Source organism: Streptomyces sp. NPDC046900, from assembly GCF_040644975.1.
In the GTDB taxonomy this organism is placed as follows: Bacteria; Actinomycetota; Actinomycetes; order Streptomycetales; family Streptomycetaceae; genus Streptomyces.
In genome coordinates this window covers 141,313-164,488 of the sequence record NZ_JBEYXD010000015.1, presented here as the reverse complement: position 1 = coordinate 164,488, position 23,176 = coordinate 141,313, and the positions used below count along the sequence as shown (strand labels likewise).

Sequence of the window (23,176 nt, the reverse complement as noted above, 5' to 3'; positions counted from 1 at the left end):
ACCCTCCGCCCGCAGCGCCGCGACCGTACCAGGAGCTGGGTGACCGTAGGGATTGCCCCTCCCGCACGAGATCAACGCTAGCCGCGGCGCCACTTTCCGTATGAGCTCTTGATCCTGGTACGCCGACCCGTGGTGCCACAAGTTCTGAAAAGCTCATCAACTCCCCTACTCTGCATGGCATGAAGACCACCGCCAGGGACCGCGTCCGTCGCGTCGGCATCTACGTCCGTATCTCCGACGACCGCGAGGGCGGCGGCCTCGGCGTGAAGCGCCAGGAGGACGACTGCCGTCTCCTGGCCGCCCCCTTCGGCTGGAAGGTCGTGGAGGTGTACGTCGACAACGACGTGACGGCCGCTGACCGCCGGAAGAAGCGCAAGGACTACCTGCGGATGCTGGCCGACATCGAGTCGGGCCACATCGACGCGGTGGTGTCCTGGCACCCGGACCGCCTGTACCGCCAGCCCGCAGAGCTGGAAGACCTGATCATCATCGTGGAGGAGCACAAGACCGAGATCGCGACCGTCAAGGCGGGCGACCTCGATCTGAGCACCCCCACCGGTCGGCTCGTGGCCCGGATGCTCGGAGCCATCGCCAAATACGAGGTCGAGCACAAGCAGGAGCGCATCCTCCGCAAGGTCCAGGAACTGGTGGCCGCCGGGAAGATTCACAACTCTGGCCACCGGCCCTTCGGTTACACACGGCTGTTCGACGGTGAGGGCCCGCGCCGGAAGATCCTCGCCGAGGTCCTGAACGAGGACGAGGCCAAGTGGGTGGAGCGCTGGGCGGATCGGGCCCTGGAGGGCGAGAAGCTGTACAGCCTGGTCCTGGACGCCCACGAGAACGGGGTGAAGACCACCACCGGCGGGGAGTTCACGTACCAGGCGATGCGGGCCCTGCTCATGTCCGCCCGGATCTCGGGCCGCAAGGAGCACAAGGGTCTGATCAAGGGGCCCGCCGTCTGGCCCGCGATCATCTCGCCGGAGAAGAGCGATGCGCTCAGGGCCCTACTCGCCACGCGCTCCGAGGAGTTCAAGGCGGAGTTCGGTGAGCGCGACGGCACTGCCCTGAAGTACCCGATCTCCGGCCTGGTCCACTGCACCTGCAAGATTCCGCACGTCGTCGGTGAGCCCTGCTCATGCAAAGAAGAGGGGCGAAAGCACCACAAGATGAGCACGGCCCAGCGCGGGGACAAGGACATGCCCATCTATACGTGCAAGAAGGAGGGCGGCGGCTGCGGCGGCCGGACGATCCAGATCCCCGACCTGGAGTCACTGGTGGAGAAGCTCCTCTTCAAGAAGCTGGAGGAGGTCGAGGTGTCCGCTGTGGAGGACCCCGACGACCCGCGGCCGGCTCTGGAGGCCAAGCTTGGCCGCTGGGAGGCGCGGAAGGCGGAGCTGGAGAACGAGCTGCTGGACGGCGACCGTCCCGCCCGGGAGATCCAGGACGCAATCGACAAGTTCAACGTGCGAATGGCCGACGCCCGCAGGGAGATCGCCCAGTACAGCGTCAAGACCAGCCTCACCGAGATCAGCGCCGTCGAGCTGCGGAAGGAGTGGGAGGACTACTCGATCCCTCGGAAGCAGTCGGTGTACCGAGGCCTGATCCGGGAGATCCTGATCCACCCCGCGACCCGGCCCTTCAACGTCTGGAACCCGGATCGGGTCGAGGTGTTCTGGCGTTAGGCGGACTCCGTGAGTCCGTCGGGCCGCACGAAGTTCTCGGCAGTCTGACTGAACTCGGCTTCGTGCGACCTGACCGGAGGCAGCTCGATCCCGACCAGCGGGTTGTCGTCCGGATGGTGGAACAGCTCGATGCGCGAGTTCCAGGCAAAGCGGTGATTCATCTCCCGGGCCACCTTGGCCGAGGCCGGGAGCTCGTGGTCCGGGACTCCGGGCGGCTCCATGATGATCGCCGCTCGCCTGTCGATGGGGACGAGGATGGCTGCGGCATTCGCCAGTCCCACGCCCCGCCACTCCGGCTGGTGCTCATCTCGCATCAAGGTCACGGGGTGGTCGGACAGGAGCAGCGTCTTGCGCTGGAACCGGCACAGTCCCCACGAACGGTTCATCATCGCGTCGTATGCGGTCTCCATCGACCGGCCCATCATCAGCATGTGGTCGTTGGCGGACAGCTCGGCGTCGTAGCTGGTGAAGTCCGTCATCTCTGCCCACATCGCGTCGACTTCCTCGTCCGTGACGGGCTCGCCAGCCTCCTCCTCAAGGAGCCGCCGCATCTCTGGCTTGCCACCAGCGGCAATTACGATTTTGGTGAGCTGGTCGAAGATCTCGTTGTTCGCCTGCCGGACCGCCGGTATGCGCACATGCTGCGCGGCGATCCACTGCCCCAGGATCGCCCTGTCGCCGACCGGCAGCGGCCACAGCTGGTCCTCGATGATCTTCCGAATCACCTGGGCTGCCTGGCTCTCCAGGTTCGAGAGCAGATCCTCCACCGTGTCGTCGAGCTGTCCGTCCTCGGTGCGCATGGAGTAGAAGTCGCGTCGCACCGTGACGTCGCCGACTCCGACGACGGTGGGCTCTCCGCCGTTCAGGGGCACGCGCACGAGCCGCTCACCGTCGGCGAATCGCCGGAGGAGCAGGCGGGGGACGGTGTGGTGGCGGCGTTTGAGTTTCTGCTTGCCGGTGTTCTTGCCCATCCCATGACGATAAGAGAAGGCCCTGACACCGTCATGACCTTTTCCGGCAAAGCGCTCAGGCCGCCCTGCGGGCCGGCTCCTCCGTACGGCTCTGCGCGGCCTTCGTCAGCTCCGTCTTCACCCGCCGGAGCATCTTGGCCTGGTAGGCCGTCAGCGGGGGTGCGGTGCCCAACTGCCGCTCCACCCACGCGGCCTCCTGGCGCTCCCGCTCGGCGAAGGCCATCTGGTCCCGCACGAGGCCCTGGATGAGCTTCCGCATCGCAGGGGAGCGCAGGGGCTTCCCGTTCACCACGGGCCCGTAGGGGACCCGCCGGAAGCCCTCGGGGGCCTCCGGGTCGATGACGACGAGCTTCATCGCGCGGACTCCGGCCGACAGTGGGCCTCGTCGTGCGCGGCAATGTGTGTGACAACAGGCATGCGGAAAGGCTGTCACCCGATCGAGTGGCAGCGCAACTTCCGCTTTGACGACTCGGAATCCCTCCGGGATTTCCCGGAGAGATTAGGCGGATTGCTGAGCCTGCTCGGGCAAGTCCATCCGCAGGATCCGGTTGATGATGTCGCCTGGGTTGAAGTCCTGGTGGTTCGGATCGAACGTGACGAACGTGCAGCCGAGCTGGTCCTCGACGTAGACCCGCCGCCAGAACTCGGCCTCCCGGTCGAACCTCGGATCACTCAGCCGGTCATACTCCAGGACCACACCGAGGCCCGGGAAGAAGCCGTCCACGACGTAGTTGCCGACCCGATGCTCCTCCACGAACTCCAACGGCCTCAAGGCGGCGGAGACGATCCTCAAGACCTCCGACTCCTGGGTCGGGGCGCACACCAGATCCATGCCCAATTCCGCCGCAAGATCCCGGGCGGCAGCGCGTTTCGAGTGTGCTACCAGGTATTTCAAGCCGGTCAGGTTCACGGCCGTCGTCAAGGTGCGCGCCTGAGGTCCGGTCTCGCCGAAGAGCTCCCAGCGGACGCGCTTCTTCGCTCCCCGGGGGATCTTCCGGTGGGCCACAGCGTATGAGCTGTAGCCCAACGTCCGAACGGCATCCCACAGGGAATAGTGCAGCTCATCGTCTAGCTCTGCTGTGCGAATGCGGCTAAGATCGCCCATGGTTTCCCCAAACCTCGGGTGTTACAGCACCCGATAGATCTCTCGCCAGAGATTTAAAATCCTGAGGGCCCACCTCTCCCCAGAGGTGGGCCCTCAGTGTGCGGCCGTCATCATGTTAGCCGTTTGAAGTGACGGGGCGCGACCTCTCCACTACTTGGCGCATTCGCTCGGTGGCGGATTCCCGGAGGAGATGAATTTAAATTCCTGAGCGGTGCACCTCGGCGGCGAAAGAGTCGATCTGGATGCACCTCGCGTACTCCCACCGGAGCGGATCCTCGGGGCTCAGGGCGAGGATCCGGGTCGCCTCCGCGTCTCCCTGCTTCCGCAACTCCAGGGCCCGCTTGGAGGCCTTCTGGAAGCCGCGCATGGCCAGCTCGAAGCCGTCCTGGGTCTCCTTCAGACCGTGGCGCTCCAGGACCTCTTGACGCTCTTCTGGACGCACACTCTCTCTCCAACCTTGTCTTGGATAGAGCCACCCGAAGGACTTGGCCCCGTACCCTTCGATCGTGGATCACGCATACGCCGTTGAGAAGTTGACCAAGTTCATAGAGGGCATCGACGCCCACTTGGATGCCATCGACGACAGTGGCTCCTACAACTGGCCAGATCCCCCACGATGGCTGGAAGTGGAGGAGGTCCGCGCCCGGTTGATCGAGAACGCCTACGAACCCGGGCTGGGCGATTACGAGCAGTCGGGGAACCGCCGCGACCTGTGGGTCCAAGCGCGGTACCCGGCTATCCAGGCCTTGGGGCGAGCCCAGTCAGCCGAGGAGATGGCGGCGTTCCTGCGCCCAACGTCGCCAGCCCTGACGGCCGACACCCTCCATCCCTGGGTCTGGGAGCCAGCCGCTCCCCTATGGGCCGCTGAGGCATACCAGGACGCTGTCCTTGCCGCTGCCCGTACAGTCAACCGTCGCCTTCAGCAGAAGCTCGGCCGCCATGACGTCGGAGAAACGGATCTCTGTATGCAGACCTTCGACATGAAGGCACCCGTCGAGGGGAAGCCCCGCCTCCGCTTCGACGGGGACCGCAGCACCCCGACCTGGAGGGCTCGCCAGGACGGCGCGAAGTACACCTCCGCCGGGGCCTTCTTGGCGATCCGCAACCTCGCCGCCCACGAGGACGAGGTCAACTGGTCCCAGCAGGAGGCGCTGGAATACCTGGCGACGTTCTCGGTCATAGCGCGCTGGATCGAGGAGTGCACGGTCGAAACGGCTCCGTGAGCGCTTCGAGAATCTTGCTCCGACATCCATGTCTGCAAGGGGCCCGGGAGCCGTAGAGGGTGAAGAAGATCCTCAGCCCGGAGGCACCATGCACATCGCGCAGCACACCTGGCCCCTGTACTACCCCGGCTCCGACGAGCGCTCCGTGCTCCCCGAGCTGCTGGACGAGGTGCGGAAGGCCGAGGAGGACGGCGGTGTCGTCGCCCTCCTCCGCTGCGAGTCCTCTTGGCACATCATCCACGCGCGTCAGGCCGAGCCGATCCCGGACACCCTCCGACGCATGGCGGCCAGGGTTTCCTGCTGGTCCTGCTCGGAGAGGGCCATGAAGCGCTGGGTCCCCAAGGATTCCTGAGCCGGCCGGGCCACCGCGGCCTTCTCCACGAGGGCCTCAGGGGTGCTGGGGACCGAGCCCGCCTCCTTGGCCTGGGCCACGAGGTGCTCGTACATCTCCATCTCGTCGCCGCGCTCCACCAGCTCCCGCCAGACCTGGTCCGCGTCCCTGGGGAGGTCGTCCAGGAACGCCTGGCGCGTACGGGGGTTGGCGGCCTTCCAGGCGATGGCGCCCTCGGGAGTGCCCCGACGGGCCGCCGTGGCGCGCTCCTTGGCGTCCTTGGCCATGGCCGCGTTGAGCTTGGTCTTGTCGCCCAGGTGGCCGCAGAACATCATCCCGTCCGGGTCGAGCACCGAGTGGAACAGGAGCGTGTAGACCTTCGTCCGACCGACCTTCGCCTCGACGGCCAGGCGCATCGAGCCCTTCTTCCAGCGGTCCAAGAGGCGCCGGACCGGGCGCTCCGCCAGTCCCGTGAGGGCCATCAGGTCCGTCTGGGTCACGAAGATGTCCCGGACCCCAAAGAGGACGGCCAGACGCCACGCGTGCTTGCCCAGAGCGTCGTTCCCCTCCTCGGCCCAAACGTCGTTGGACGGGTCGAGGATCGTCATCAGGGTGTGGGACCAGGACCTCGGAGAGCCCCAGTCCGTCAGCTTCTCGAAGTCCTCATGGGCGTTGACCAGGTCGTTGACCAGCTCGTCAGCGATACCGGTCGTCTCCCGCCCATTACCCCTCTGAGGGTTCTTATCCTCCAAGATCCTTTCGGTCCAGGGCCCAGAGGGGATGTTGGTCTTAGAGAGGTACTGGGCGGCAAACGACCGGTATCCGGTGGCCCCCAGAGGAGTCCAGGACCTCCCGGCCAGAGAGTTGAACCGGAGCACCATGTCCTCGCGCTCCTCTGAGCTGATGGAGGAAGTGCCGCGCCTGGCCGTGTAGAGGAGCTGGTGCCTGGACACACCGCCCTCCTTGGCCGCCATCTCCTGGACGGTCTCCTTGTGCTGGTGGGTCCAGCGGGCGATGCCCCGAGTCCCGGACAGGAACGGGTGGACCTCCAGGGCCCAGGCGACGTGCGCCTCGTTCAGGGACTTCGGGTCGACCAGGAGACGCTGGCGGATCTCGTTGAGGTGGTGGCCGGAGACGCGCTCCGCGGACTCCTGGAGGTCGGTTCGACCGGAGACGCCACGGTCGCTAAAATGCGAGAGCACTTGGGTTGCTCCTCGTTCGGTGGTTCGGGTGGGGGCAACCGGTTCGGAGAGGTTGAGCGACCTCCCGGACCAGCCGGGAATTTAAATTCCCTGACGCAGGCCCTTCGGTTCCCGCCGGAGGGCCTCGTCGCGTCTAGGGGTCACAGGATACGCACGCGCGGGCCCCACGCGCCAACCTCCGAATTCCTCCAACAATTCCCGTAGTAACCATCTCTCCAGGAATTCTTGGAGGAATTCAGGCACCCACATGGATACGGCCAACGGTTCCTCCATACGGGTTTTGGCTGCTATTATTGAGGCATCGCCACCGAGGCGATACGACTCCGCTGGAGGACCCCTGCACGGGGATGTCCTCCGTGCGTTGAGTCGAAGGGATAGCGGATGTCCGCCATCACTGCGCGCGTCAACAATGAACTGGTCCTGACGGAATCCCGCACGATGCGGGCCCAGACCATCGAGTGCACTGACGTGCTCGACAAGGTCAAGACCCTGGTGACCCTGCCGGACTCGTTCCACGTCACGACCGAGATGGTGGCCTCGTACTACGAGGTCCCGCTCTCGACCATCGACACTCTGGTCTCCTCCAACTTCGAGGAGCTCACCGACAACGGTCGACGCGTCCTCCAGGGTCAGGAGTTGACGGCGTTTGCGACTCCGTTCGGCGGAGTCGCAAATCTGGGGCTGAGCTCCAAGGCCCGCTCCCTGGCGGTCTTCAGCCGGAAGGCCGTCCTTAACGTCGGCCAGCTCCTGACCAAGTCGGAGGTGGCCCGCCAGATCCGGACCTACCTCCTGGAGTCCGAGGGGGCCGCGTCCACTCCCCGCATCCCCGCCTCCTTCGCCGAGGCCCTGGAGCTGGCCGCCTCTCAGGCCCGAGAGCTGGAGCAGGCCAATGCGGTGGTACAGGAGCTGAAGCCCAAGGCCGCCGTGGCCGACGTGATCAGCAGTTCCCTGGGCCTCAGCCTGACCGAGTTCCACAACTGCTACTTCGTCGCCGTGAAGTACCGGGACTTCTTCGAGCACCTCTACGCGGCCGGGTACAACCGCGACGAGCGCAAGAAGCGCTGGAGCGAGAGCAAGCAGAAGCTGGTCAACGGCTTCCAGCACCTGCACCCGAAAGCGAAGGGCCGCCCCTTCCTGTACGTCACTGGCGACTTCGTCGACGACGAGGGCCGCCGCCACCAGCAGGTGCGTGTCCGGCCCGGAGAGCCGGAGCTGGACTTCGTCCGGGCCCTCGTCCGTGACGGGCTGCCGCTGAACCCCGCCAAGACCATCCCGGACCTCCCCGAGCGGAGGAAGACGCGGAAGCCCGAGGCCATCGAGGCCCCGACCGCGACCTTCCATAAATCCCTGGAGTCGGCCGAGGAAGCCCCCATCGACTTCGACAAGTTCCGGCGCCCGGTGGTCGTGGGTCTCGTCGCCCAGAAGATCCGGCGAGGTGCCTGATGACGCGCCTCAGCGCCGAGCCCGTCCCTACGGACGAGATCTACGGTGTCATGACGGACCAGGACCTCACCCACACCGCCAAGGTCGTCTGGACGTACGTCAAGGCCGTTGCCGACCCGCAGCGCATCAAGCCCATGGCCGAGGTCCTCGGGATGGCCGAGAACACCGTCTGGCGATGCCTGACCTCCCTGGAGGCCAAGGGCCTGGTCCGCCGGGTCAGCGGCGTCTGGCTGGCCGAGGAGGGCCGATGAGCATCGCCGACCCCTGGGAGCGCTACATCGTCGGCTACGACTCGCGGATGGTCCAGCAGGTCCAAGTGCGCGATCGCATTGACGGTATCGACCTCGTGGAGACCGTCACCGTCCGTCCCCTGCGGATCTACGAGAAGACCGACAGCGGGTTGGTGGAGCTGCACGGAGAGGCCGCAGACAGCGCTATGGCCGACTTCTGGGCTGCTGACGAGCAGAACAACAAGATCAACACCAACGGGGAGATCGAACTATGAGCCCGACTGTCACCTTGAACGACTTGATCCAGGTCCGCTTGGCCGAGATCGCCGAGGACGCCTGGGACCAGCACCGTGTCATGCGCCTGGGCCACGGTGACGGCCGGGTCCTGGAGATCGGATCGGCCGCCACGTGGGAGATGTGGACCTGCCACGGCCAGCACGGCAACGGCCTGTGCGGAGAGGCCCTGGTGACCTCCCGTCAGGCCAGCGTTCTCCTGGGGCTGTACAGGGACGACGAGCCGATCCCGGACCCGCAGATTGCGCCGATCGAGATCGAGCTGCTGGACGAGGGCGTGGGCGGCTTCATGTCCGACGCGCTCTTCCACTGGTCCGACGTCGTCGCCGAGTACAGGAAGGCGCAGGGCTGACGATGAACGCGAACCACATCCAACTGGCCCTCTGGGTCCTGGCCGCCGCGATCGTAATCGCCTGGATCGTCGCGTTCGTCCGCAACGAGCGGCCCCAGCCCGTCCGTACGAGGAAGGATGGCCGGTGAGCGTCTACGAGGAGCCTGCGCAGGTCCCCTGCACCGTCTGCGGCAAGGCCGCGGACCTGCCCCGCACCTGCCGCCCATGCCGCAACCGGATCAGGGGAGCGATCATGTCCCTCCCCGAGACGGTCGCCCTGTGCTGGATGGCCCGGCACCGGGTCCAGCGGGGCGGGGAGAGCGAGAGGGTCGCCACGTCCAAGACGGCCCCGCTTCCGCTGCGGATGGACGTGCTGAACCTCCTGGGCCCGAGCGCTGACGCGGTCCTGTCGGGTGAGGACCAGATCGGTGAGGTGCCCGTCGTGGGCGTCCTGAGCGCCTGGGTGGACTTGGTGGCCGAGCAGACCCGTCAGAGGCCCTCCAGCCGCACGGTCAGCGGCCTGACGCAATTCCTGCTGGACCGCCACGAGTGGTCCTGCCGACAGGAGTGGGCCCGGGACTACGCGGACGAGCTGGAGGGGCTGCTGAGGGTCCTGCGGAAGGTGGCTGGCATCGAGCCGATCCGGATTCTGCTGCCCGTCACCTGCCCCACCTGCGACATGCGCTGCATGGTGCGGGAGGAGGGCTCCGGGTGGGCGGCGGAGTGCCGGGCGTGTCCCGCAGTCCGCCTGAGCACCAGGGAGTACAGCCAACTCGTCACCGTCCAGGCCGAGGCCGCCAAGAAGTCCCGGGAGGGCTGACGCCCCATGAGCGTCCGCAAGAACCCCGCGCCGTTGGATGACGCGGGGCCTTCCCCGTCTCTGTCCCTGACCGACCGGATCCTCCTGGGCACCGCCCTCGTCGCCGGGATTGCGGTGACGGCAGTCGGCGAATGGGAGCTGGCCCGTCAGGTCGGCATCTCCCGCGCAGTCGCACCTCTGTTGGCCGTCGTGATCGACGTCTACGTGATCGCCGCTGTACGGGCAGCCCAAGGCCGGGACGTCGCCGCTGCCCTGACGATGATGGGTGGCGCCCAGGTGGCCACCCATCTGCTGACCACCCACCACATCAGCGCCTCGGTGCCCCTGGTGGCCGCCGTCAGCCTGGTGACGCCCGTCGTCATCTGGAGGGTCCACGCCCTCGCCGGGGCCGGAAGGGTCCCGAAGGTCCCGAAGCCCGTGGTGGATCTCTCCCGGGTCGGCACTCCCCCGTGGAAGCCGTCCATCGTCAAGGCCGTCAGCCCCGCTCTGACGCCCCGTCCAGAGGTGGTGACGGCCCGCGTCGACCCGAAAGACGAGAAGGCCTCCGAGAGTCCGCCGAAGCCCTCGGCGGACGAGGTCGTGAGGAGCTTGTACGACGCTCTCGGCAGTAGGCGTCCGAGCACCCGGCACATCGCCGAGGCCCTGAGGCGGAACGGGCTCGCCTGCTCTGACGGGACCTGCCGATCGGTCCGGCAGCGGGTGGAGAAAGACGAGCCGGAGTTGAAGGCGCTGCCGTCCGCCTGACGGCCGTCACGTAACGACGACTGCCGGAAGGCACCGTGGCGCGGTGCCGCCTGAGGTCCTACAGTCCCGGAGGAGCTGTCGCAAAGGGGGGCGCATGGCGCAAAGGAAGTACGACAACGCCACACTCGCCGGGCTGATGACCCTGTGCAGGGGCTACTGCTATTGGCCGGGATGTACGAGCCGCGTCATCACGATGGTCAACGGTGTGCCCAAGGTGAACGCCGAGATCGCCCACATCCGGGCAATCAACGCTGGCGGCAAACGCTTCGACGCCAAGTGGTCCGTGCCGGAGCGCAACAGCTTCAAGAACCTGCTGTTGCTCTGTGTCCCCCACCACACCACGATCGACGGCGCCAGTAGCGCCGACTACCCGGTGGAGGTCCTCGAAGGATGGAAGGCCAGCCGCGAAGGCGAAAGCATGGAGGCGCTGGAGGGCCTGACCGGGCTCACCGAAGCCCGTCTGGGCGAGATGCTCGCCGAGGCCCAGGGACAGTTCCTGGACCAGGTGCGTCCTGCGCTGGCCGAGTTCTCCAAGAGCGCCCCCGAACTGGCCGGCCTCCTCAACACCCTGCTGGATGAGCTGGCAGACCCCCGCATCCACGGCTTCGGCATCAGCCCGGATGCCATCGAGCTGTTCAGTGACGCCGCACGGTCATTGGGCAGCTTCGAGGACAACGTCGGCATCTTCGCGTCGGCCGCTGACAGGCTCGGAGACCTGGAGACCAAAGTCGTAGGGCTGATGAAGGCCGCGCAGAGGATGGAGAACGCCGCCACGTCGATACGCAGTGCCATAGACGAGATGCCACGAGGTCGCTGGTAAGACGCCGTTCAGCCGAGGGCTGGCTGTGGTGCCCTGCCATGACGGCCTTCGTGCTTCCTCCCGAACACCGGTAACCGAGAGACTGACCACCATGCAGGCAGAGACGTTGGCGGGGCTGATGGGTCTCGCGGGTGCTGTGGTGGGTGCCGGAGGCGCACTGCTGGGCGGGTGGCTCCAGCAACAGCACCAGGCCAAGACCGCGAAGGAACAACGTCGGGACGAACGCAGGTATACAGCCGGCCAGGCGGCGCTGGAGATGCTCATACGCTTCCGCCACGCCAGCATGAGGCGGACCGAGGATGCCGACAGCGCCCTCGCGTTCAGCGAGGCGCTTGTCGAGTTCGTTACGACCTTTGATGCCGCCCTCTATGTGGTGTCCCACGGCGACGAAATGCGTAGGCGGGTCTTGGGCATCATCGGTCTCGCCGCGGCCTACATGGAGCCCAGCCGCCCGAACAGTGAGGACAAGGGCTGGGTCGACACCTGTTGCAAGGAGGCCGTCGGCGTTCTCTCCGCGTTCCTGCGGGAGGAGCCGCTCCCGGAGCCCTCGCAATACTTCCTGGAGCAACGCGAGATCGCACGGGCTCGTGACAGAGCCCGCAGTGAGCCGTCATGAACCAAGTTGCACGCAGGCCCCTGGCGAGGTGATCACGTGCAGGCAGAGACGTTAGCGGGACTGATGGGTCTCGCGGGTGCCGTGGTGGGTGCGGCGGTCTCCACGGGGGCCGTGATCTGGCAGCAGCGGAAGACCGCCCACGAGGCCGAGCGGATACACCTGCTGGGTCTCGCTGAGGCGGCTGCCAACGAGGTCATCCGACTGACCTATGCGATAGAAGACCACTTTGAGCAAGGAGTGCCGACAACGAACTTTTCCGAGACTCGTCGGCACTGGTTCGAGACTCTCCAAATGATCCTGCGAGAGCTGGAGTCACAGGCTCTGAGGTTCCCCGACCCGAAGGTTCAGCGGGCCGTGCGGTGGGGTCACGCCGAAATCCTCCGGGACCCCGAGGGCGTGGCCCAGGAGGAATCACCCTGGCCGACGGCTCGGTACAGGGACATCTGCATCAACTTCCGGACCGTCATGGGAACGGTGATCCGTAGGGAGCCCTTCCCGGATGGCATGTGGACCCAGTTCCCTGGCGCCTGGCCCCCGTCATGACGCCCTTGGCGCTCCGACCTGACCGAGCCGGCTGAAAGGGAGACAGTGCAGACGGAGACGTTGGTGGGGCTGATCAGTGGTCTGGGCGGTGCCGTCATCGGTGCCGGGGGCGCCCTGTTGGGCGCATGGCTCCAGCAGCGGCAACAGGCCAAGCACGCCCGCCAGGAGCGCCACGAGACCATGGCTCGTCAGGCCGTGGATCAGCTCGTAACGGAACTCAACAAGCTGCGCCGACTGGTGCAGGAGAACCCCAGCAGGGCACATAGGGTCGAATTGCACGAGCCAGACGCGTGGACGCAGAGCCTGATCGAGTGCCGCGATCACATCTCCATGGCCGTCTTGCGTCTGCCTGACGCGGAGCTTCGTGACCGCATCAACGATGCGACCTACGTCCTGGATGCCGGTGAAGAGACGTACGAGTCCTTGAACTTTCGACGCCCCGCTCTCGGCTTTGAGGTCGACCTCCTGTGCCGTGAGGCGATGGCAGCGCTTGGTTCGTACCTCCGCGAGGAGACCCTCCCTGGGCTGAGCCGGGCGGCGCAGCGGGCCCGCAAGGTCCGCGTCACGGAACAGGCCAACCGAGCCCGGTACGGCCTGACGTAGCCCCCGTCATGACGCCCGTCAGCAGACTGCTTGCAATTTGAATCAACCTGACCGCATAATCAAGATCAGCAGGACACGTACGTCCTCGTGCAGGCCCCGACGCCACTGGCGGAACGGGGCCTTTCGCATGTTCGGGAGGGCTTCAGTGGAGGACGAACTCTGGCTGACGGTCCGAGAGGCCGCTGATCACTGTGGCGTCAGCCCGGTGACGGTCTACTCGTGGATCCGCCGAGGCCACTTGAAAGTCGAAGGCCTCGATCCCCGAGGCCAGAAGCTCTTCCGGCATCTGTCCGTCGCCCAGGCCGAGAAGGCCACGAGGGCGAAGGCGAAGCGCGTGCTGGTTCCTGCCGCCTGACGTCAGGACTGGGCGTTCTCGATCCCCACATGAATCTCCCCCGGCCCGTACACCCGTACTTCGGTGTCGCCGTCGAAGAGGACCTCGAACCACCAGATCGGCTTCCCCCGGTCTCGGCCCCAGCTCCGGTCCTTGATCACTCCGTCCCGGATCGCCCGGGCCGAGTCCTGGTTGTCGAACATCCTGACTCGCATGCCTGGGCGCCACTCGTCGCCCCATCTCTTCTCCATGGCGCGAGGAGATCACGCGCTCAGCGCGGTTGGGAAGTCGAGTGAGTCGCGCTGACGGCCGTCGAGCATCACCACACACCCACGGAGACCCGCATGGCGACGGTGGACAACATCAACCTCTTCGCCCTGTACGCGGAGATGGGGACGATGACGGACCCCCGCGAGAGCGAGCCCTCCGAGTCCCTGATGAGGATCACGGCCGGGGAGCTCGTGGACTTCGCTGACGCCGTCAGGGCCTACGAGCGCTGCCTCACCGAGGGCGGCGACTACGAGGAGGCCCGGGAGACCGCCCAGGCCCACTACAACGACACCCGGCTCTGAGCCCCTGACGGACGTCAAGCCTTCATGACGCCGAGGTCTCCGACTGCTGTTGCGGGACCGATCCGTTGACGTGTGACTGCGGCAGGAGATCGGCCGACTTCAGGACGCCGTCCAGTTCGGGCAGCTCGGCAGCGGAGAACTTCAGGATCAGCGCGGCCTGGAGATGGGCCTTGAGGGCGGTGTCCTCAACATCTTCCAGCAGCCGGACCGCCTGACCAGCGTCTCGTTCGGCCTTCATGTCCAACCGGAGCCCCTTGCTCTGATCCTGCATGTGCCGCAGGGAGAGGTCTGCTCTCCGGTGGAACAAGGCACCGATGATGGACACCACGACCCCTGCACTGCTGGTAACTGCGGCGATGTACAGGTCTCCGTTTGTCTCGGCCTTGTAGATGCCGATGCCGACACCGCAGATGAGCACCAAGCCGCCGATGACGGAGCACACGAGACTGACCGAGAAGCTCCGTTTCGCCAGGACAAGACCGAAGACGTAGTACTCAATCAGGACGTTACTGAAGCGCTCCTCCTGGGCCTCCCGTCGCTCCGAGACCGGGATTCCGTTCGCGGGCAGGCCCGCCAACAGCCTCTCCCGCTCCTTGTCAACGTCCGCTTGGATGCGCTTGTTGACGATCGGCTGGACCGCTCTTACCAGCAAAACCAGGCTCATGACGACCACGAGGAAGGTGGTCGCCGCCCATTGGGAATCCATGGACACATCCTGGCACTGCTTCTGATCGCACACCTGATGCTCACGGAACCTGACCGGTCACCCGTCACTACACGCGCGTGAGGGGGTGGGCCGGCCGTGGCACGGACCTTCTCCGCCGAGGACGAAGAGACCCTGCGTCAGCTCCACGCTGACGGCGTCAGCAGGAACGAGATCGCCCGTCAGATGGGATGGGCCGTCGGCACCGTCACCAACCACGCCAGGCGCCTCGGGCTCAACTTCGACCGGGAGGCCGTCAGGGCCGCCACTGACGCCCGTCAGATCGATCTTCGGGCCATGCGTCAGCGCGAGATCGAAGGAGCCCTGGAGTTGGCCCAGGAGGCCAGGGAGCGGGCCCTAAGCCAGTACGAGCTGACGGGGTTCGATCACCTTGGCACTCCCGTCTCCCGGATCCTCCGGCGTCCGCCTGCCCGGGAGTTCAAGGACTTCACGACGGCGCACTCCAGCGCGATGACGACGGTGACGAAGCTGGAGGCGGTCGACAAGGAGTCCGGAGTCGACACCGCCAAGGGTGCGCTCGGCTCTCTGGGTGCCGTCCTGACGGCTCTGTACGGCCAGCCGGAGGTCTCCGATGACCCCGGCAACGCTTGAGGCCCTCGGACGGCTCCTGAGTCCGAAGCAGGGCCGCTCGATCGTGGAGTCCCAGGCCCGGGTGAACATCTGGGAAGGCGCGATCCGTTCGGGCAAGACCGTCGCCTCGCTGATCCGCTGGTTGATGTTCATCGCCACGGCGCCCGCGAGCGGTGAGCTCGTGATGATCGGCAAGACGTCCGGCACCCTCGCCCGCAACATCTTCTCGGTGCTCCAGAACCCGGACATCTTCGGGATCCACGCCCGGTACGTCAGCTACACCCAGGGCGCACCCACCGCGACCATCCTCGGCCGCAGGGTCCACGTCATCGGCGCGAACGACGCCCGCTCCGAGGCCAAGATCCGAGGCATGACGGTCGTCGGCGCCTATGTCGACGAGCTGACGCTCCTGCCGAACAAAGAGTTCTTCGACCAGCTCCTGGCCCGCATGAGCGTGGAGGGCGCACAGCTCTTCGCGTCCACGAACCCGGACTCCCCCGGCCACTGGGCTCTGCGGGACGTCATCCGCTCCGGCAACCCGGACGTCCGCTCCTGGCACTTCACGCTGGACGACAACCCGTTCCTGCCGAAGGCCACGGTCGAGGCGTACAAGCGCATGTACGTCGGGCTCTTCTACCGGCGGTTCATCCTGGGCGACTGGGTGGCCGGTGAAGGCGCGATCTTCGAGATGTTCGACCACGACCGCCACGTGGTGGACATCGTCCCGTCGATCGAGCGCTGGATAGGCGTCGGCATCGACTTCGGCGTCCAGAACCCGTTCGCGGCCCTGATGGGCGGTGTGGGGACGGACGGCCGGCTCTACATCACGGCAGAGTGGCGGTACGACGGACGCAAGTCCCGGCACCAGCTCACGACGGTCGAGTACGTCGAGCGGCTTCAGGCCTGGTGGGAAGACCTCGTCATCCCAACCACGAAGCTCAGGGGCATCCAGCCCCCGATGGTGATCGTCGACCCGAGCGCCTCGCCGTTCAAGGTCCAGCTCTATCGAGCCGGGATCCGCCCGGAGGACGCCAACAACGAGGTCCTGCCGGGCATCCAGACCGTCTCGGCCCTGATGGCCAAGGACAAACTCCGCGTCCACCGCTCGTGCGAAGGGCTCCTTCAAGAGCTACCCGGCTACTCGTGGGACGAGAACGCCGCGAAGCTCGGCCAGGACAAGCCCGTCAAGATCGACGACCACAGCGTTGACGCGCTCCGCTACCTCGTTCACAGCAGTCAGCACCGCTGGCAACCCCTCGTGCGATTGGAGGCGGCTGCGTAGTGGCGTCTCAGGACAACCAGACGGCATGGCCCCCGCTGAACCTGGCCCCGATCATCGACCGGATGGCGCTGTGGAGCGCCTGGTACTCCGGCTCCGATGACGAGCTGGCATACGCGTACGGCGGCCAGATCGGGTCCAAGCCGATCAGCCAGACGTTCTTCTCCACCCCGGGCTGGACGGGTGGGGTCAACGCCAAGACCTTCTGGGGCGAGCCGATCCCGGCAGGCGAGCGCCGATCCAAGCTGCACGTCCCCCTCGCTGGGGACATCGCTGCCACGAGCGCGAACCTGCTCTTCGCCGAACCGCCCCGCTTCCTCGTCACCGACACGGCGACCCAGGACGTCCTGGACGAGCTGGTGGACGAGGGAGTCCACGCGACCCTGCGGGAGGCCGCCGAGATCTGCTCGGCCATGGGCGGGGTGTATCTGCACGTGTGCTGGAACCAGGCCCTGAACCCGGACCGGGCCTGGATCTCCATCGCCCACCCGGACTGTGCGGTCCCGGAGTGGCAGTCGGGCTACCTGACGGCCTGCACCTTCTGGAAGGTCATCGGCACCGACGGGGACACTGTGGTGCGTCACCTGGAGCGGCACGAGCCGGGCCGGATCATCCACACCGTCCACGTCGGCAGCAACAACGACCTGGGCGACAAGGCGGACCTGACCGACTTCGAGGCAACCGCGGGCTACGCGGATCTGTGCGACGAGGCCGGGGGCATCGACACCGGCGTCCAGGCCATGACGGCCGTGTACATCCCGAACCAGAAGCCCAACCGGCTCTGGCGGCACATCCCCGGCAGCGCCAACCTCGGCCGGTCGGACTATGCGGGTTCCGAGCCGCTGATGGACAAGCTCGACGAGGCATGGTCCTCATGGATGCGGGACCTGGAGATCGCCAAGGGCCGCCTGTTCATCGACCAGATGCTCTTGGAGTCCAAGGGCAAGGGCCAGGGCGCGACGTTCAGCCTGGACCGTGAGCTCTTCGTGCCGATGGATATCCCCGGCGCGGGCAACGGAGCCGATCCGATCCGAGCGATCCAGCTCGCCCTGCGGGTCCAGGAGCACGCGGATACCTGCAAGAGCCTCACCGAGCAGATCATCCGGGGCGCGGGCTACTCGCTCCAGACGTTCGGCATGGCGGTGAGCGACGGCACTTCGAAGCCGACGGCCACCGAGATCAACGCCCGCGAGCGCCAGACCATCACGACTCGCAACAACAAGATCGTGTACTGGAAACAGGGGCTCGCCGCTTTGGTGGAGGCGCTGCTCCAGGTCCAACAGACCATCTTCGGCGTGCGGGTGACGCCGCAGAAGCCGACCATCGAGTTCCCCGACATGGTCTCCCAGGACCAGCAGGCAATCGCCAACAGCATCCAGATGCTGAGGGCCGCTGGAGCCCTCTCCGTCCGCGAGGCCGTGAAGATGGCGCACTCCGACTGGCTGGACGACCAGATCGACGAAGAGGTCCAGCGGATCGAGGACGAGAAGCCCTCTCCGCCACCCACCGCCCCGGCTACAGCACCTGGGCCGGCTGTGCCCGGACAGGCCCCGGCGGATCCCCAGAACGCCCCTGTGCCCGGCCAGGAGCCGGTTCCGCAGGGCCAGTAACACCCACCCCAAGCCGGTCTTGCCCTGGTGGCGGATCGGCTCTCAGCCGTGCCCTGGAGGCCAACGGTGACCACTCCGATCAACCCCGCCCCGAACGGCCCGCAGGAGCCCGCTGGAACATCTTCGGACGCCACCGGCGCCGCGGACACCGGGACGGACACCACAGGCGCCCAGAGCGCCACCCAGGACCCGTCTCCGCAGGGCGTCGATGCTCTGCCGGACTGGGCCCAGAAGGAGATCAAGACCGCTCGGGAGTACGCGGCCCGGCAGCGTCGCGAGGCCAAGGCGGCCAAGGACGCGACCGCGCAGCAGTCCGAGACGGTCAACAAGCTCATGGCGGCCCTGAAGGCTGCTGGGCTGCCCGTGGGCGACGACGAGCCGGACCCGGCCCAGGTGGCCGACCAGCTCACGCGAGCCCAGGCGGACGCCAAGGCCAAGGCCGTGGAGCTGGCCGTGTACCGCGCTGCGGCGAAGGCCGGAGTCGACGGTGACGCCCTGCTCGACAGCCGCTCCTTCCTGGACTCCGTGTCCTCGCTGGACCTGACGGCCAACACCTTCGCCCAGGCGGTGGAGGACGCGGTCAAGGGCTCCGGCGACCGCTTCAAGACCAACCCCCAGCCGCAGAAGACGGCACCCACCAAGAGCGGCGGCGACTTCAACGGCGCCCCGAACGGCAAGCGCCAGCTCACCGAGGCCGACGTGGCCCGGATGTCCGCCGACGAGATCGACAGGGCGCTGGCCGACGGCCAGTTGAGCGCGCTTCTCGGCACCACCTGATCGAGCTGACCGCTCCCGAGTTCCGGAAGGAACAACATGTCCATCAACAACTTCAAGCGCGAGGTCTGGAGCGCGGTGCTCCTCGTGGCCCTGCGCAAGACGCTCGTGTACGCGGGCCCGGGAGTGGTCAACCGCGACTACGAGGGCGAGATCAAGCAGGCCGGTGACACGGTCCACATCTCGTCCATCGGTGACGTCACGGTCTTCGACTACAACCAGGGCGACACCCTCAACTACGAGGATGTCTCGGACGCCGGTCTGACCCTGACGGTCGACCAGAAGAAGGCGTTCGCCAAGAAGATCGACGACATCGACAAGGCCCAGTCCGTCAACGGCGGCGCGGTCATGCAGCAGACGATGCAGCAGGCGGCCTACCGGCTCGCCGACCGGGCCGACCAGTACGTGGCCGGGATGTACACCGCCGTCCAGGCGGCCAACAACCTGGGCACCGTCTCGGTCACCACCGGCGACCTGGCGTACAACTCCCTGGTTGACCTCAAGGTCAAGCTGGGTGAGGCGAACGTGCCGACTCAGGGCCGGTACGTGATCGTGCCCGAGTGGTACCACGGCCTCCTGCTGAAGAACCCGAACTTCATCAACGCGGAGAAGGCGGCCGACAACGGCGCCACTCTTCGCAACGGCATGGTCGGCCGTGCTGCGGGCTTCGACATCCTCGTCAGCAACAACTGCCCGAACCCGACTGGCGACGACTTCGTGGTCCAGGCGGGCATCCCCGGCGCCATCTCGTACGCCGAGCAGATCGTCGAGACCGAGGCCCTGCGGCTCCAGACCACCTTCGCGGACGCGGTGCGTGGCCTGCACGTCTACGGCGCTCGCCTCATCCGTCCCGACGGCATTGCCGTCCTGACCGCCTCGCGCACCTGATCGGAGGCCTGACGATGGCACGCACTGCTGTCTCGTACACCAAGCTGGTGACCAACACCGGCGTCGCCGATGTCACCGGCACCACCGCCGACGCGACCAACGGCCACACCGTGGCCAAGGCGCTCCCGGAGCAGACCCTCATCCGGGTCAAGAACACCGACACCAACCCGCACAACGTGACCGTGAAGGCCGGTGTCGGGCTGACCCCCGCCTGGTACTCCGGCGCGGGCGACCTGGTGGTCTCCGTGGCCGCGTCCAGCACCCAGTGGATCGGCCCCTTCGAGTCGGCCCGCTTCATCCAGCCGGACGGCTCCCTGGCCATCGACCTGGCCACCGGCCTGGCGGGCACCGTCACCGCCTTCCTGGTGCCGAGGCACTGATGGCGAGCGGCCACTTCCGAGGGGAGGGCGGAGCGGTCTTCGAGATCGCCCTCCCGCTCTCCCCTGCGTATGAGCACAAGGTGGCCAAGGGCTGGCTCATCCAGGTGAACCCCGACGGGTCGCCCTTCGAGGAGCCCGCGGATTCCGCGCTCCAGGAATCCCGGGAGCCGGCGGCCACCCAGGAGCCTCCGAAGAAGCCGAACAAGGCGTCCTCGAAGGCCGACTGGGTGGCCTGGGCCGTCCACCAGGGAGCGGACCAGGAAGAGGCCGAGAGCCTGACCCTGGCCGCTCTGATCGAGCGCTTCCACAGCGCCGAGTAGTCCAGGAGGACCACCATGGCGCGCACTGCGCTCACGCCCCAGCGCTTCACCACGCTGGGCCTCGCACCGAACTACGTCACGCCGGATGCATCGGGCGTCTCCTTCCCGTCCAACGGCAAGCAGATGCTCCACGTCAAGAACGCCTCGGGCGCCTCGGTCACGGTCACGCTGAAGATCGGCAAGACCGTCGAGGGCCAGGCCGTCACCGCTCCCACCGCCACGGTGGCCGCCGGTGCGGACAAGTTCTTCGGCCCGTTCAGCGACAACTACGACCAGGCAGACGGCACGACCGTCCAGGTCGACCTCAGCGCCGTCACGAGCGTCACGGTCGCCTGCCTGTCGCTCTGACCCGGAGGAGGCGTCCATGGCGTACGCCACTGTCGAAGAGCTCACCGAGTTCCTCGCCCCGGACCCTGTCCCGGCCAACGCCGCCCGTCTCCTGGACCGGGCTTCCACGAAGCTCGACCAGCTCCTGATAGGGGCTGTGTACGACACCGACGCTGACGGCCTCCCTCTGGACCCCGCGCTTGCGGCGGTCTTCCGGGAGGCCGTCTGCATCCAGGCCCAGTACATCGCCGACCTCGGGGACGAGACGGGGGCCAACGCCAACGTCTCCCAGATGTCCCTGGGCAACCAGACCATCACCCGGTTCTTCGGGAGGCCGGGCTCATCGTCGGCGGGCAAGAACTCCCGCGTCGCCCCCGACCTGCTCGAACTGCTTCAGGTCAAGGGCCTGTGGCCGGTGAACCCGTACGTGTGGGGGTGAGCCATGCTGCTCCTCCCCACGCACACGGTCACGATCCTGACGCGGCCCGCTCCCACGAGGGACCGCCAGAACAACCGGGTCGTCGAATGGTCGACGGCCACCAGGACCTCGTACCAGGGCCGTACGGAGCCCCTGAGCTCCACGGAGACGGTCCAGCAGGGCGACCAGGTCATCACGTTCCTGGACTGCTTCCTGCCCCCGTCTGCGGCCGTCACGGAGTACGACCGGGCCGAGGTCGACGGCGTCACGTACGAGGTCGACGGCAAGCCCGACGTCTACACCGGCCACGGGCCCCTGAAGGCGCTCTCGTACCAGCGGCTGACCCTCAAGCAGGTCACCGGCTGATGGGCGCCTTCAAGCCCGACGAAGCCGCCATCGCATCCCTGGTCCACGAGGACTTCGTCCAGGCCGACCTGCACGAGTGGGCCGACCGGGTGGTGGCCGTCGCTCAAGCCAACGCGCCTGTGGAGACGGGTCGGTACCGCGACTCCATCCACTCCGAGGACGAGCCGGACGGCTCGGTCCTCGTCGTCTCGGACGTCGAGTACGCGATCTACATCGAGTACGGGACCCGGGAACGCGACCACCCCGCCCACCACACCATCGGCAACGCTCTCGATGCCGCAAGGGACTGATCCCATGCAGAAGTTCGTGCTCGCCTTCGCCTATCAGGGCCATCAGCCCGGTGACGTCGTGGACGTGCCGGACCAGGCCGTCAAGGACCTCGTGAGGGCCGGGATCGGCCACCTGGAGGGCGCTGAGCCGGTTCTCCGGTTCGGTCGGCTCCCGGAGGTCGCCCAGCCCGTCCAGAGCGTTCCTGAGCCCGCCAAGCGCCCGCGCCAGGCCAAGTCTCAGGACACGCCGCCTACCGAGTAGGAGGCCGCGGTGACCCCTCCCCTGACCGCTCTGGTCTTCCCGGACGTCGAGGCGATGGTCGTCAACGAGATCCTGGACGTCCTCGCCTACGAGGCTTCCACGGTGAGACCCGAGGGCGACGCCTTCATGGAGGCGCTGCCGTTCGTCTGGGTCAACCGCATCGGCGGCGTGCGCGTCGCCGGGACCTTCGGGGGACTGCGCCTCTTCGACGAGGCCCGCATCTCCCTGGACGTCTACGCCGCCTCCCGTGTGGAGGCCACAGACGCCATGGCCCGCGTCAGGGCCGCCATGGAGCAGATGCAGGGCACCTCCCGGAACGGCGGCGCCGTGCTGCGCACCTGGGAGGAGACCGGGCCGGCTGTCCGACCCGAGGAGCCCAACTCGAACGTCACGCGCATCGGCTACATCGCCGGATTCCGCGTTCAACCTGTCTGACCCGCGACTCGCCTGGGCCTCTCCAGGCTCCACTTCCAGCCCGAGCGGAGGGGCACATCCATGGCCATCTTCGTCCAGGCGACATCACCTTCAGGAGAACAAATGGCTGACAGCAACGAGGTGAGGGTCGGCACCAAGGGCGCGTTCGTCGTTGCCCCCGTCGGCACCACCGCCCCGACCGACCCGTACTCCCCCTGGGGCACCGGATGGACGGACCTGGGCTATGGCACCGAGGACGGTCTGACCGAGTCGCCCAACGAGAACCACCAGACCTTCGGGGCGTGGGGCGAGACTTCCCCGGTCTTGGACATCATCACGGGCCGCCAGTCCCAGTTCAAGATCAACTTCGAGCAGACCAACGCCTGGACCCTGGCCCTCTGGCACGGCATCGACATCGCGGACATGACGTCCTCGGGCACCGGCGCGACCCAGTTCCTGGCGTTCAACGAGCCGCACACCCCCGAGACGCAGTTCTACGCGATCGGGATGGACGTCATCGACCAGGCGGAGCGGCCGACGCGCATCATCGTCGCCCGCGCCCAGGTCTCCGCGAAGGGTGACCGGTCCTACAAGGCCGACACGATCGCGGGCTTCGATCTGACCTTCACGTCGATGGCCGCCCCGGGCGGCGGATCCCCAATCACCCGCATGTTCGGATCGGTCGCCCTCCCGGCCTGATCCACCTGATCA

At 66.9% G+C, this 23,176-nt stretch carries 36 protein-coding genes; 29 read left to right on the top strand and 7 right to left on the bottom strand.

The window, feature by feature from the left end:
- The first annotated feature begins 179 nt into the window (after nucleotides 1-179).
- Complete coding sequence (locus tag ABZ904_RS18160; RefSeq protein WP_361824267.1) at nucleotides 180-1,682, top strand: recombinase family protein; 1,503 nt, start codon at nucleotides 180-182, stop codon at nucleotides 1,680-1,682.
- Here ABZ904_RS18160 and ABZ904_RS18155 read toward each other — a convergent pair.
- From ABZ904_RS18155 to ABZ904_RS18140, 4 genes are all read right to left on the bottom strand, one after another.
- Nucleotides 1,679-2,653: a DUF4238 domain-containing protein gene (locus ABZ904_RS18155; RefSeq protein ID WP_361824264.1), complete on the bottom strand. Its 975-nt coding sequence runs from the start codon at nucleotides 2,651-2,653 to the stop codon at nucleotides 1,679-1,681. The two genes, ABZ904_RS18160 and ABZ904_RS18155, sit on opposite strands and share 4 nt — an antisense overlap.
- A 55-nt stretch (nucleotides 2,654-2,708) precedes the next feature.
- Complete coding sequence (locus tag ABZ904_RS18150) at nucleotides 2,709-3,008, bottom strand: hypothetical protein (protein WP_361824261.1); 300 nt, start codon at nucleotides 3,006-3,008, stop codon at nucleotides 2,709-2,711.
- 144 nt (nucleotides 3,009-3,152) lie between these two features.
- Nucleotides 3,153-3,758, bottom strand: coding sequence for a hypothetical protein (locus tag ABZ904_RS18145; RefSeq protein WP_361824258.1), 606 nt, complete (start codon nucleotides 3,756-3,758; stop codon nucleotides 3,153-3,155).
- A gap of 196 nt (nucleotides 3,759-3,954) precedes the next feature.
- Nucleotides 3,955-4,200 carry a hypothetical protein gene (locus tag ABZ904_RS18140; RefSeq protein WP_361824255.1) on the bottom strand — a complete coding sequence of 82 codons (246 nt, stop codon included), beginning with the start codon at nucleotides 4,198-4,200 and terminating at the stop codon, nucleotides 3,955-3,957.
- Nucleotides 4,201-4,264: 64 nt separating this feature from the next.
- Here ABZ904_RS18140 and ABZ904_RS18135 point away from each other — a divergent pair, with 64 nt between their 5' ends.
- Entirely contained in the window at nucleotides 4,265-4,981 is a 717-nt protein-coding gene (locus tag ABZ904_RS18135; protein ID WP_361824252.1) for a TIGR02391 family protein, read from the top strand.
- A gap of 246 nt (nucleotides 4,982-5,227) precedes the next feature.
- On the opposite strand, the gene ABZ904_RS18130 is transcribed toward ABZ904_RS18135, so the two are convergent.
- Entirely contained in the window at nucleotides 5,228-6,514 is a 1,287-nt protein-coding gene (locus ABZ904_RS18130) for a hypothetical protein (RefSeq protein WP_361824249.1), read from the bottom strand.
- Between the two features lie 381 nt (nucleotides 6,515-6,895).
- Between ABZ904_RS18130 and ABZ904_RS18125 the strand changes: the two genes are divergently transcribed.
- The 12 genes from ABZ904_RS18125 (at nucleotide 6,896) to ABZ904_RS18070 (ending at nucleotide 13,313) form a co-directional block, all read left to right on the top strand.
- Entirely contained in the window at nucleotides 6,896-7,957 is a 1,062-nt protein-coding gene (locus ABZ904_RS18125; protein WP_361824246.1) for a hypothetical protein, read from the top strand.
- A complete protein-coding gene (locus ABZ904_RS18120) occupies nucleotides 7,957-8,208 on the top strand; it encodes a hypothetical protein (protein ID WP_361824243.1) in 252 nt (83 codons plus the stop codon). The genes ABZ904_RS18125 and ABZ904_RS18120 overlap by 1 nt, the downstream gene beginning before the upstream one ends.
- A complete protein-coding gene (locus ABZ904_RS18115; RefSeq protein ID WP_361824241.1) occupies nucleotides 8,205-8,462 on the top strand; it encodes a hypothetical protein in 258 nt (85 codons plus the stop codon). Before ABZ904_RS18120 ends, ABZ904_RS18115 begins: the two co-directional genes overlap by 4 nt.
- Nucleotides 8,459-8,833, top strand: coding sequence for a hypothetical protein (locus ABZ904_RS18110; RefSeq protein WP_361824238.1), 375 nt, complete (start codon nucleotides 8,459-8,461; stop codon nucleotides 8,831-8,833). Before ABZ904_RS18115 ends, ABZ904_RS18110 begins: the two co-directional genes overlap by 4 nt.
- Before the next feature lie 2 nt (nucleotides 8,834-8,835).
- The gene (locus ABZ904_RS18105) at nucleotides 8,836-8,961 is read left to right on the top strand and encodes a hypothetical protein (protein WP_361824235.1); all 126 of its coding nucleotides are present in this window, start codon (nucleotides 8,836-8,838) and stop codon (nucleotides 8,959-8,961) included.
- Nucleotides 8,958-9,632, top strand: coding sequence for a hypothetical protein (locus tag ABZ904_RS18100; protein ID WP_361824232.1), 675 nt, complete (start codon nucleotides 8,958-8,960; stop codon nucleotides 9,630-9,632). Before ABZ904_RS18105 ends, ABZ904_RS18100 begins: the two co-directional genes overlap by 4 nt.
- A gap of 6 nt (nucleotides 9,633-9,638) precedes the next feature.
- Nucleotides 9,639-10,376 carry a hypothetical protein gene (locus ABZ904_RS18095; protein ID WP_361824229.1) on the top strand — a complete coding sequence of 246 codons (738 nt, stop codon included), beginning with the start codon at nucleotides 9,639-9,641 and terminating at the stop codon, nucleotides 10,374-10,376.
- Between the two features lie 94 nt (nucleotides 10,377-10,470).
- On the top strand, nucleotides 10,471-11,196 hold the full coding sequence (locus tag ABZ904_RS18090) for a hypothetical protein (protein ID WP_361824226.1): 726 nt from the start codon (nucleotides 10,471-10,473) through the stop codon (nucleotides 11,194-11,196).
- A 91-nt stretch (nucleotides 11,197-11,287) separates the two neighbouring features.
- Nucleotides 11,288-11,812, top strand: coding sequence for a hypothetical protein (locus ABZ904_RS18085; protein ID WP_361824223.1), 525 nt, complete (start codon nucleotides 11,288-11,290; stop codon nucleotides 11,810-11,812).
- Nucleotides 11,813-11,848: 36 nt separating this feature from the next.
- Nucleotides 11,849-12,355, top strand: a complete 507-nt coding sequence (locus ABZ904_RS18080) for a hypothetical protein (protein ID WP_361824220.1) — start codon at nucleotides 11,849-11,851, stop codon at nucleotides 12,353-12,355.
- A gap of 45 nt (nucleotides 12,356-12,400) precedes the next feature.
- The gene (locus ABZ904_RS18075) at nucleotides 12,401-12,958 is read left to right on the top strand and encodes a hypothetical protein (protein ID WP_361824217.1); all 558 of its coding nucleotides are present in this window, start codon (nucleotides 12,401-12,403) and stop codon (nucleotides 12,956-12,958) included.
- Nucleotides 12,959-13,103: 145 nt separating this feature from the next.
- The gene (locus tag ABZ904_RS18070) at nucleotides 13,104-13,313 is read left to right on the top strand and encodes a helix-turn-helix domain-containing protein (RefSeq protein ID WP_361824214.1); all 210 of its coding nucleotides are present in this window, start codon (nucleotides 13,104-13,106) and stop codon (nucleotides 13,311-13,313) included.
- A gap of 2 nt (nucleotides 13,314-13,315) precedes the next feature.
- On the opposite strand, the gene ABZ904_RS18065 is transcribed toward ABZ904_RS18070, so the two are convergent.
- Entirely contained in the window at nucleotides 13,316-13,543 is a 228-nt protein-coding gene (locus ABZ904_RS18065; RefSeq protein ID WP_361824211.1) for a hypothetical protein, read from the bottom strand.
- A 93-nt stretch (nucleotides 13,544-13,636) separates the two neighbouring features.
- On the opposite strand from ABZ904_RS18065, the gene ABZ904_RS18060 reads away from it, so the two are divergent.
- Complete coding sequence (locus tag ABZ904_RS18060; protein WP_361824208.1) at nucleotides 13,637-13,864, top strand: hypothetical protein; 228 nt, start codon at nucleotides 13,637-13,639, stop codon at nucleotides 13,862-13,864.
- 22 nt (nucleotides 13,865-13,886) lie between these two features.
- Here the strand turns inward: ABZ904_RS18060 and ABZ904_RS18055 are convergent, their stop codons facing one another.
- The gene (locus ABZ904_RS18055) at nucleotides 13,887-14,570 is read right to left on the bottom strand and encodes a hypothetical protein (RefSeq protein ID WP_361824205.1); all 684 of its coding nucleotides are present in this window, start codon (nucleotides 14,568-14,570) and stop codon (nucleotides 13,887-13,889) included.
- Nucleotides 14,571-14,666: 96 nt separating this feature from the next.
- Between ABZ904_RS18055 and ABZ904_RS18050 the strand changes: the two genes are divergently transcribed.
- The 14 genes from ABZ904_RS18050 (at nucleotide 14,667) to ABZ904_RS17985 (ending at nucleotide 23,164) form a co-directional block, all read left to right on the top strand.
- The gene (locus ABZ904_RS18050) at nucleotides 14,667-15,179 is read left to right on the top strand and encodes a hypothetical protein (protein ID WP_361824202.1); all 513 of its coding nucleotides are present in this window, start codon (nucleotides 14,667-14,669) and stop codon (nucleotides 15,177-15,179) included.
- Complete coding sequence (locus ABZ904_RS18045) at nucleotides 15,160-16,440, top strand: PBSX family phage terminase large subunit (protein ID WP_361824200.1); 1,281 nt, start codon at nucleotides 15,160-15,162, stop codon at nucleotides 16,438-16,440. The genes ABZ904_RS18050 and ABZ904_RS18045 overlap by 20 nt, the downstream gene beginning before the upstream one ends.
- Nucleotides 16,440-18,047 (top strand): phage portal protein, encoded by a 1,608-nt coding sequence (locus tag ABZ904_RS18040; protein WP_361824197.1) that lies wholly within the window; start codon nucleotides 16,440-16,442, stop codon nucleotides 18,045-18,047. Before ABZ904_RS18045 ends, ABZ904_RS18040 begins: the two co-directional genes overlap by 1 nt.
- A gap of 66 nt (nucleotides 18,048-18,113) precedes the next feature.
- Entirely contained in the window at nucleotides 18,114-18,824 is a 711-nt protein-coding gene (locus ABZ904_RS18035) for a hypothetical protein (protein WP_361824194.1), read from the top strand.
- Nucleotides 18,825-18,860: 36 nt separating this feature from the next.
- The gene (locus ABZ904_RS18030) at nucleotides 18,861-19,709 is read left to right on the top strand and encodes a P22 phage major capsid protein family protein (protein ID WP_361824191.1); all 849 of its coding nucleotides are present in this window, start codon (nucleotides 18,861-18,863) and stop codon (nucleotides 19,707-19,709) included.
- Between the two features lie 14 nt (nucleotides 19,710-19,723).
- Nucleotides 19,724-20,089: a hypothetical protein gene (locus ABZ904_RS18025; protein WP_361824188.1), complete on the top strand. Its 366-nt coding sequence runs from the start codon at nucleotides 19,724-19,726 to the stop codon at nucleotides 20,087-20,089.
- Nucleotides 20,089-20,409: a hypothetical protein gene (locus tag ABZ904_RS18020; protein ID WP_361824185.1), complete on the top strand. Its 321-nt coding sequence runs from the start codon at nucleotides 20,089-20,091 to the stop codon at nucleotides 20,407-20,409. Before ABZ904_RS18025 ends, ABZ904_RS18020 begins: the two co-directional genes overlap by 1 nt.
- A 15-nt stretch (nucleotides 20,410-20,424) precedes the next feature.
- Entirely contained in the window at nucleotides 20,425-20,757 is a 333-nt protein-coding gene (locus tag ABZ904_RS18015; RefSeq protein WP_361824183.1) for a hypothetical protein, read from the top strand.
- A 16-nt stretch (nucleotides 20,758-20,773) separates the two neighbouring features.
- Nucleotides 20,774-21,175, top strand: coding sequence for a hypothetical protein (locus tag ABZ904_RS18010; protein WP_361824180.1), 402 nt, complete (start codon nucleotides 20,774-20,776; stop codon nucleotides 21,173-21,175).
- Nucleotides 21,176-21,178: 3 nt separating this feature from the next.
- Nucleotides 21,179-21,520, top strand: a complete 342-nt coding sequence (locus tag ABZ904_RS18005; protein ID WP_361824178.1) for a hypothetical protein — start codon at nucleotides 21,179-21,181, stop codon at nucleotides 21,518-21,520.
- Nucleotides 21,520-21,810 carry an HK97 gp10 family phage protein gene (locus tag ABZ904_RS18000; RefSeq protein WP_361824175.1) on the top strand — a complete coding sequence of 97 codons (291 nt, stop codon included), beginning with the start codon at nucleotides 21,520-21,522 and terminating at the stop codon, nucleotides 21,808-21,810. The genes ABZ904_RS18005 and ABZ904_RS18000 overlap by 1 nt, the downstream gene beginning before the upstream one ends.
- A 4-nt stretch (nucleotides 21,811-21,814) precedes the next feature.
- On the top strand, nucleotides 21,815-22,051 hold the full coding sequence (locus tag ABZ904_RS17995) for a hypothetical protein (RefSeq protein ID WP_361824174.1): 237 nt from the start codon (nucleotides 21,815-21,817) through the stop codon (nucleotides 22,049-22,051).
- 9 nt (nucleotides 22,052-22,060) lie between these two features.
- Entirely contained in the window at nucleotides 22,061-22,486 is a 426-nt protein-coding gene (locus tag ABZ904_RS17990; protein ID WP_361824171.1) for a hypothetical protein, read from the top strand.
- Between the two features lie 102 nt (nucleotides 22,487-22,588).
- Nucleotides 22,589-23,164, top strand: coding sequence for a phage tail protein (locus ABZ904_RS17985; RefSeq protein WP_361824168.1), 576 nt, complete (start codon nucleotides 22,589-22,591; stop codon nucleotides 23,162-23,164).
- Nucleotides 23,165-23,176 lie beyond the last annotated feature (12 nt).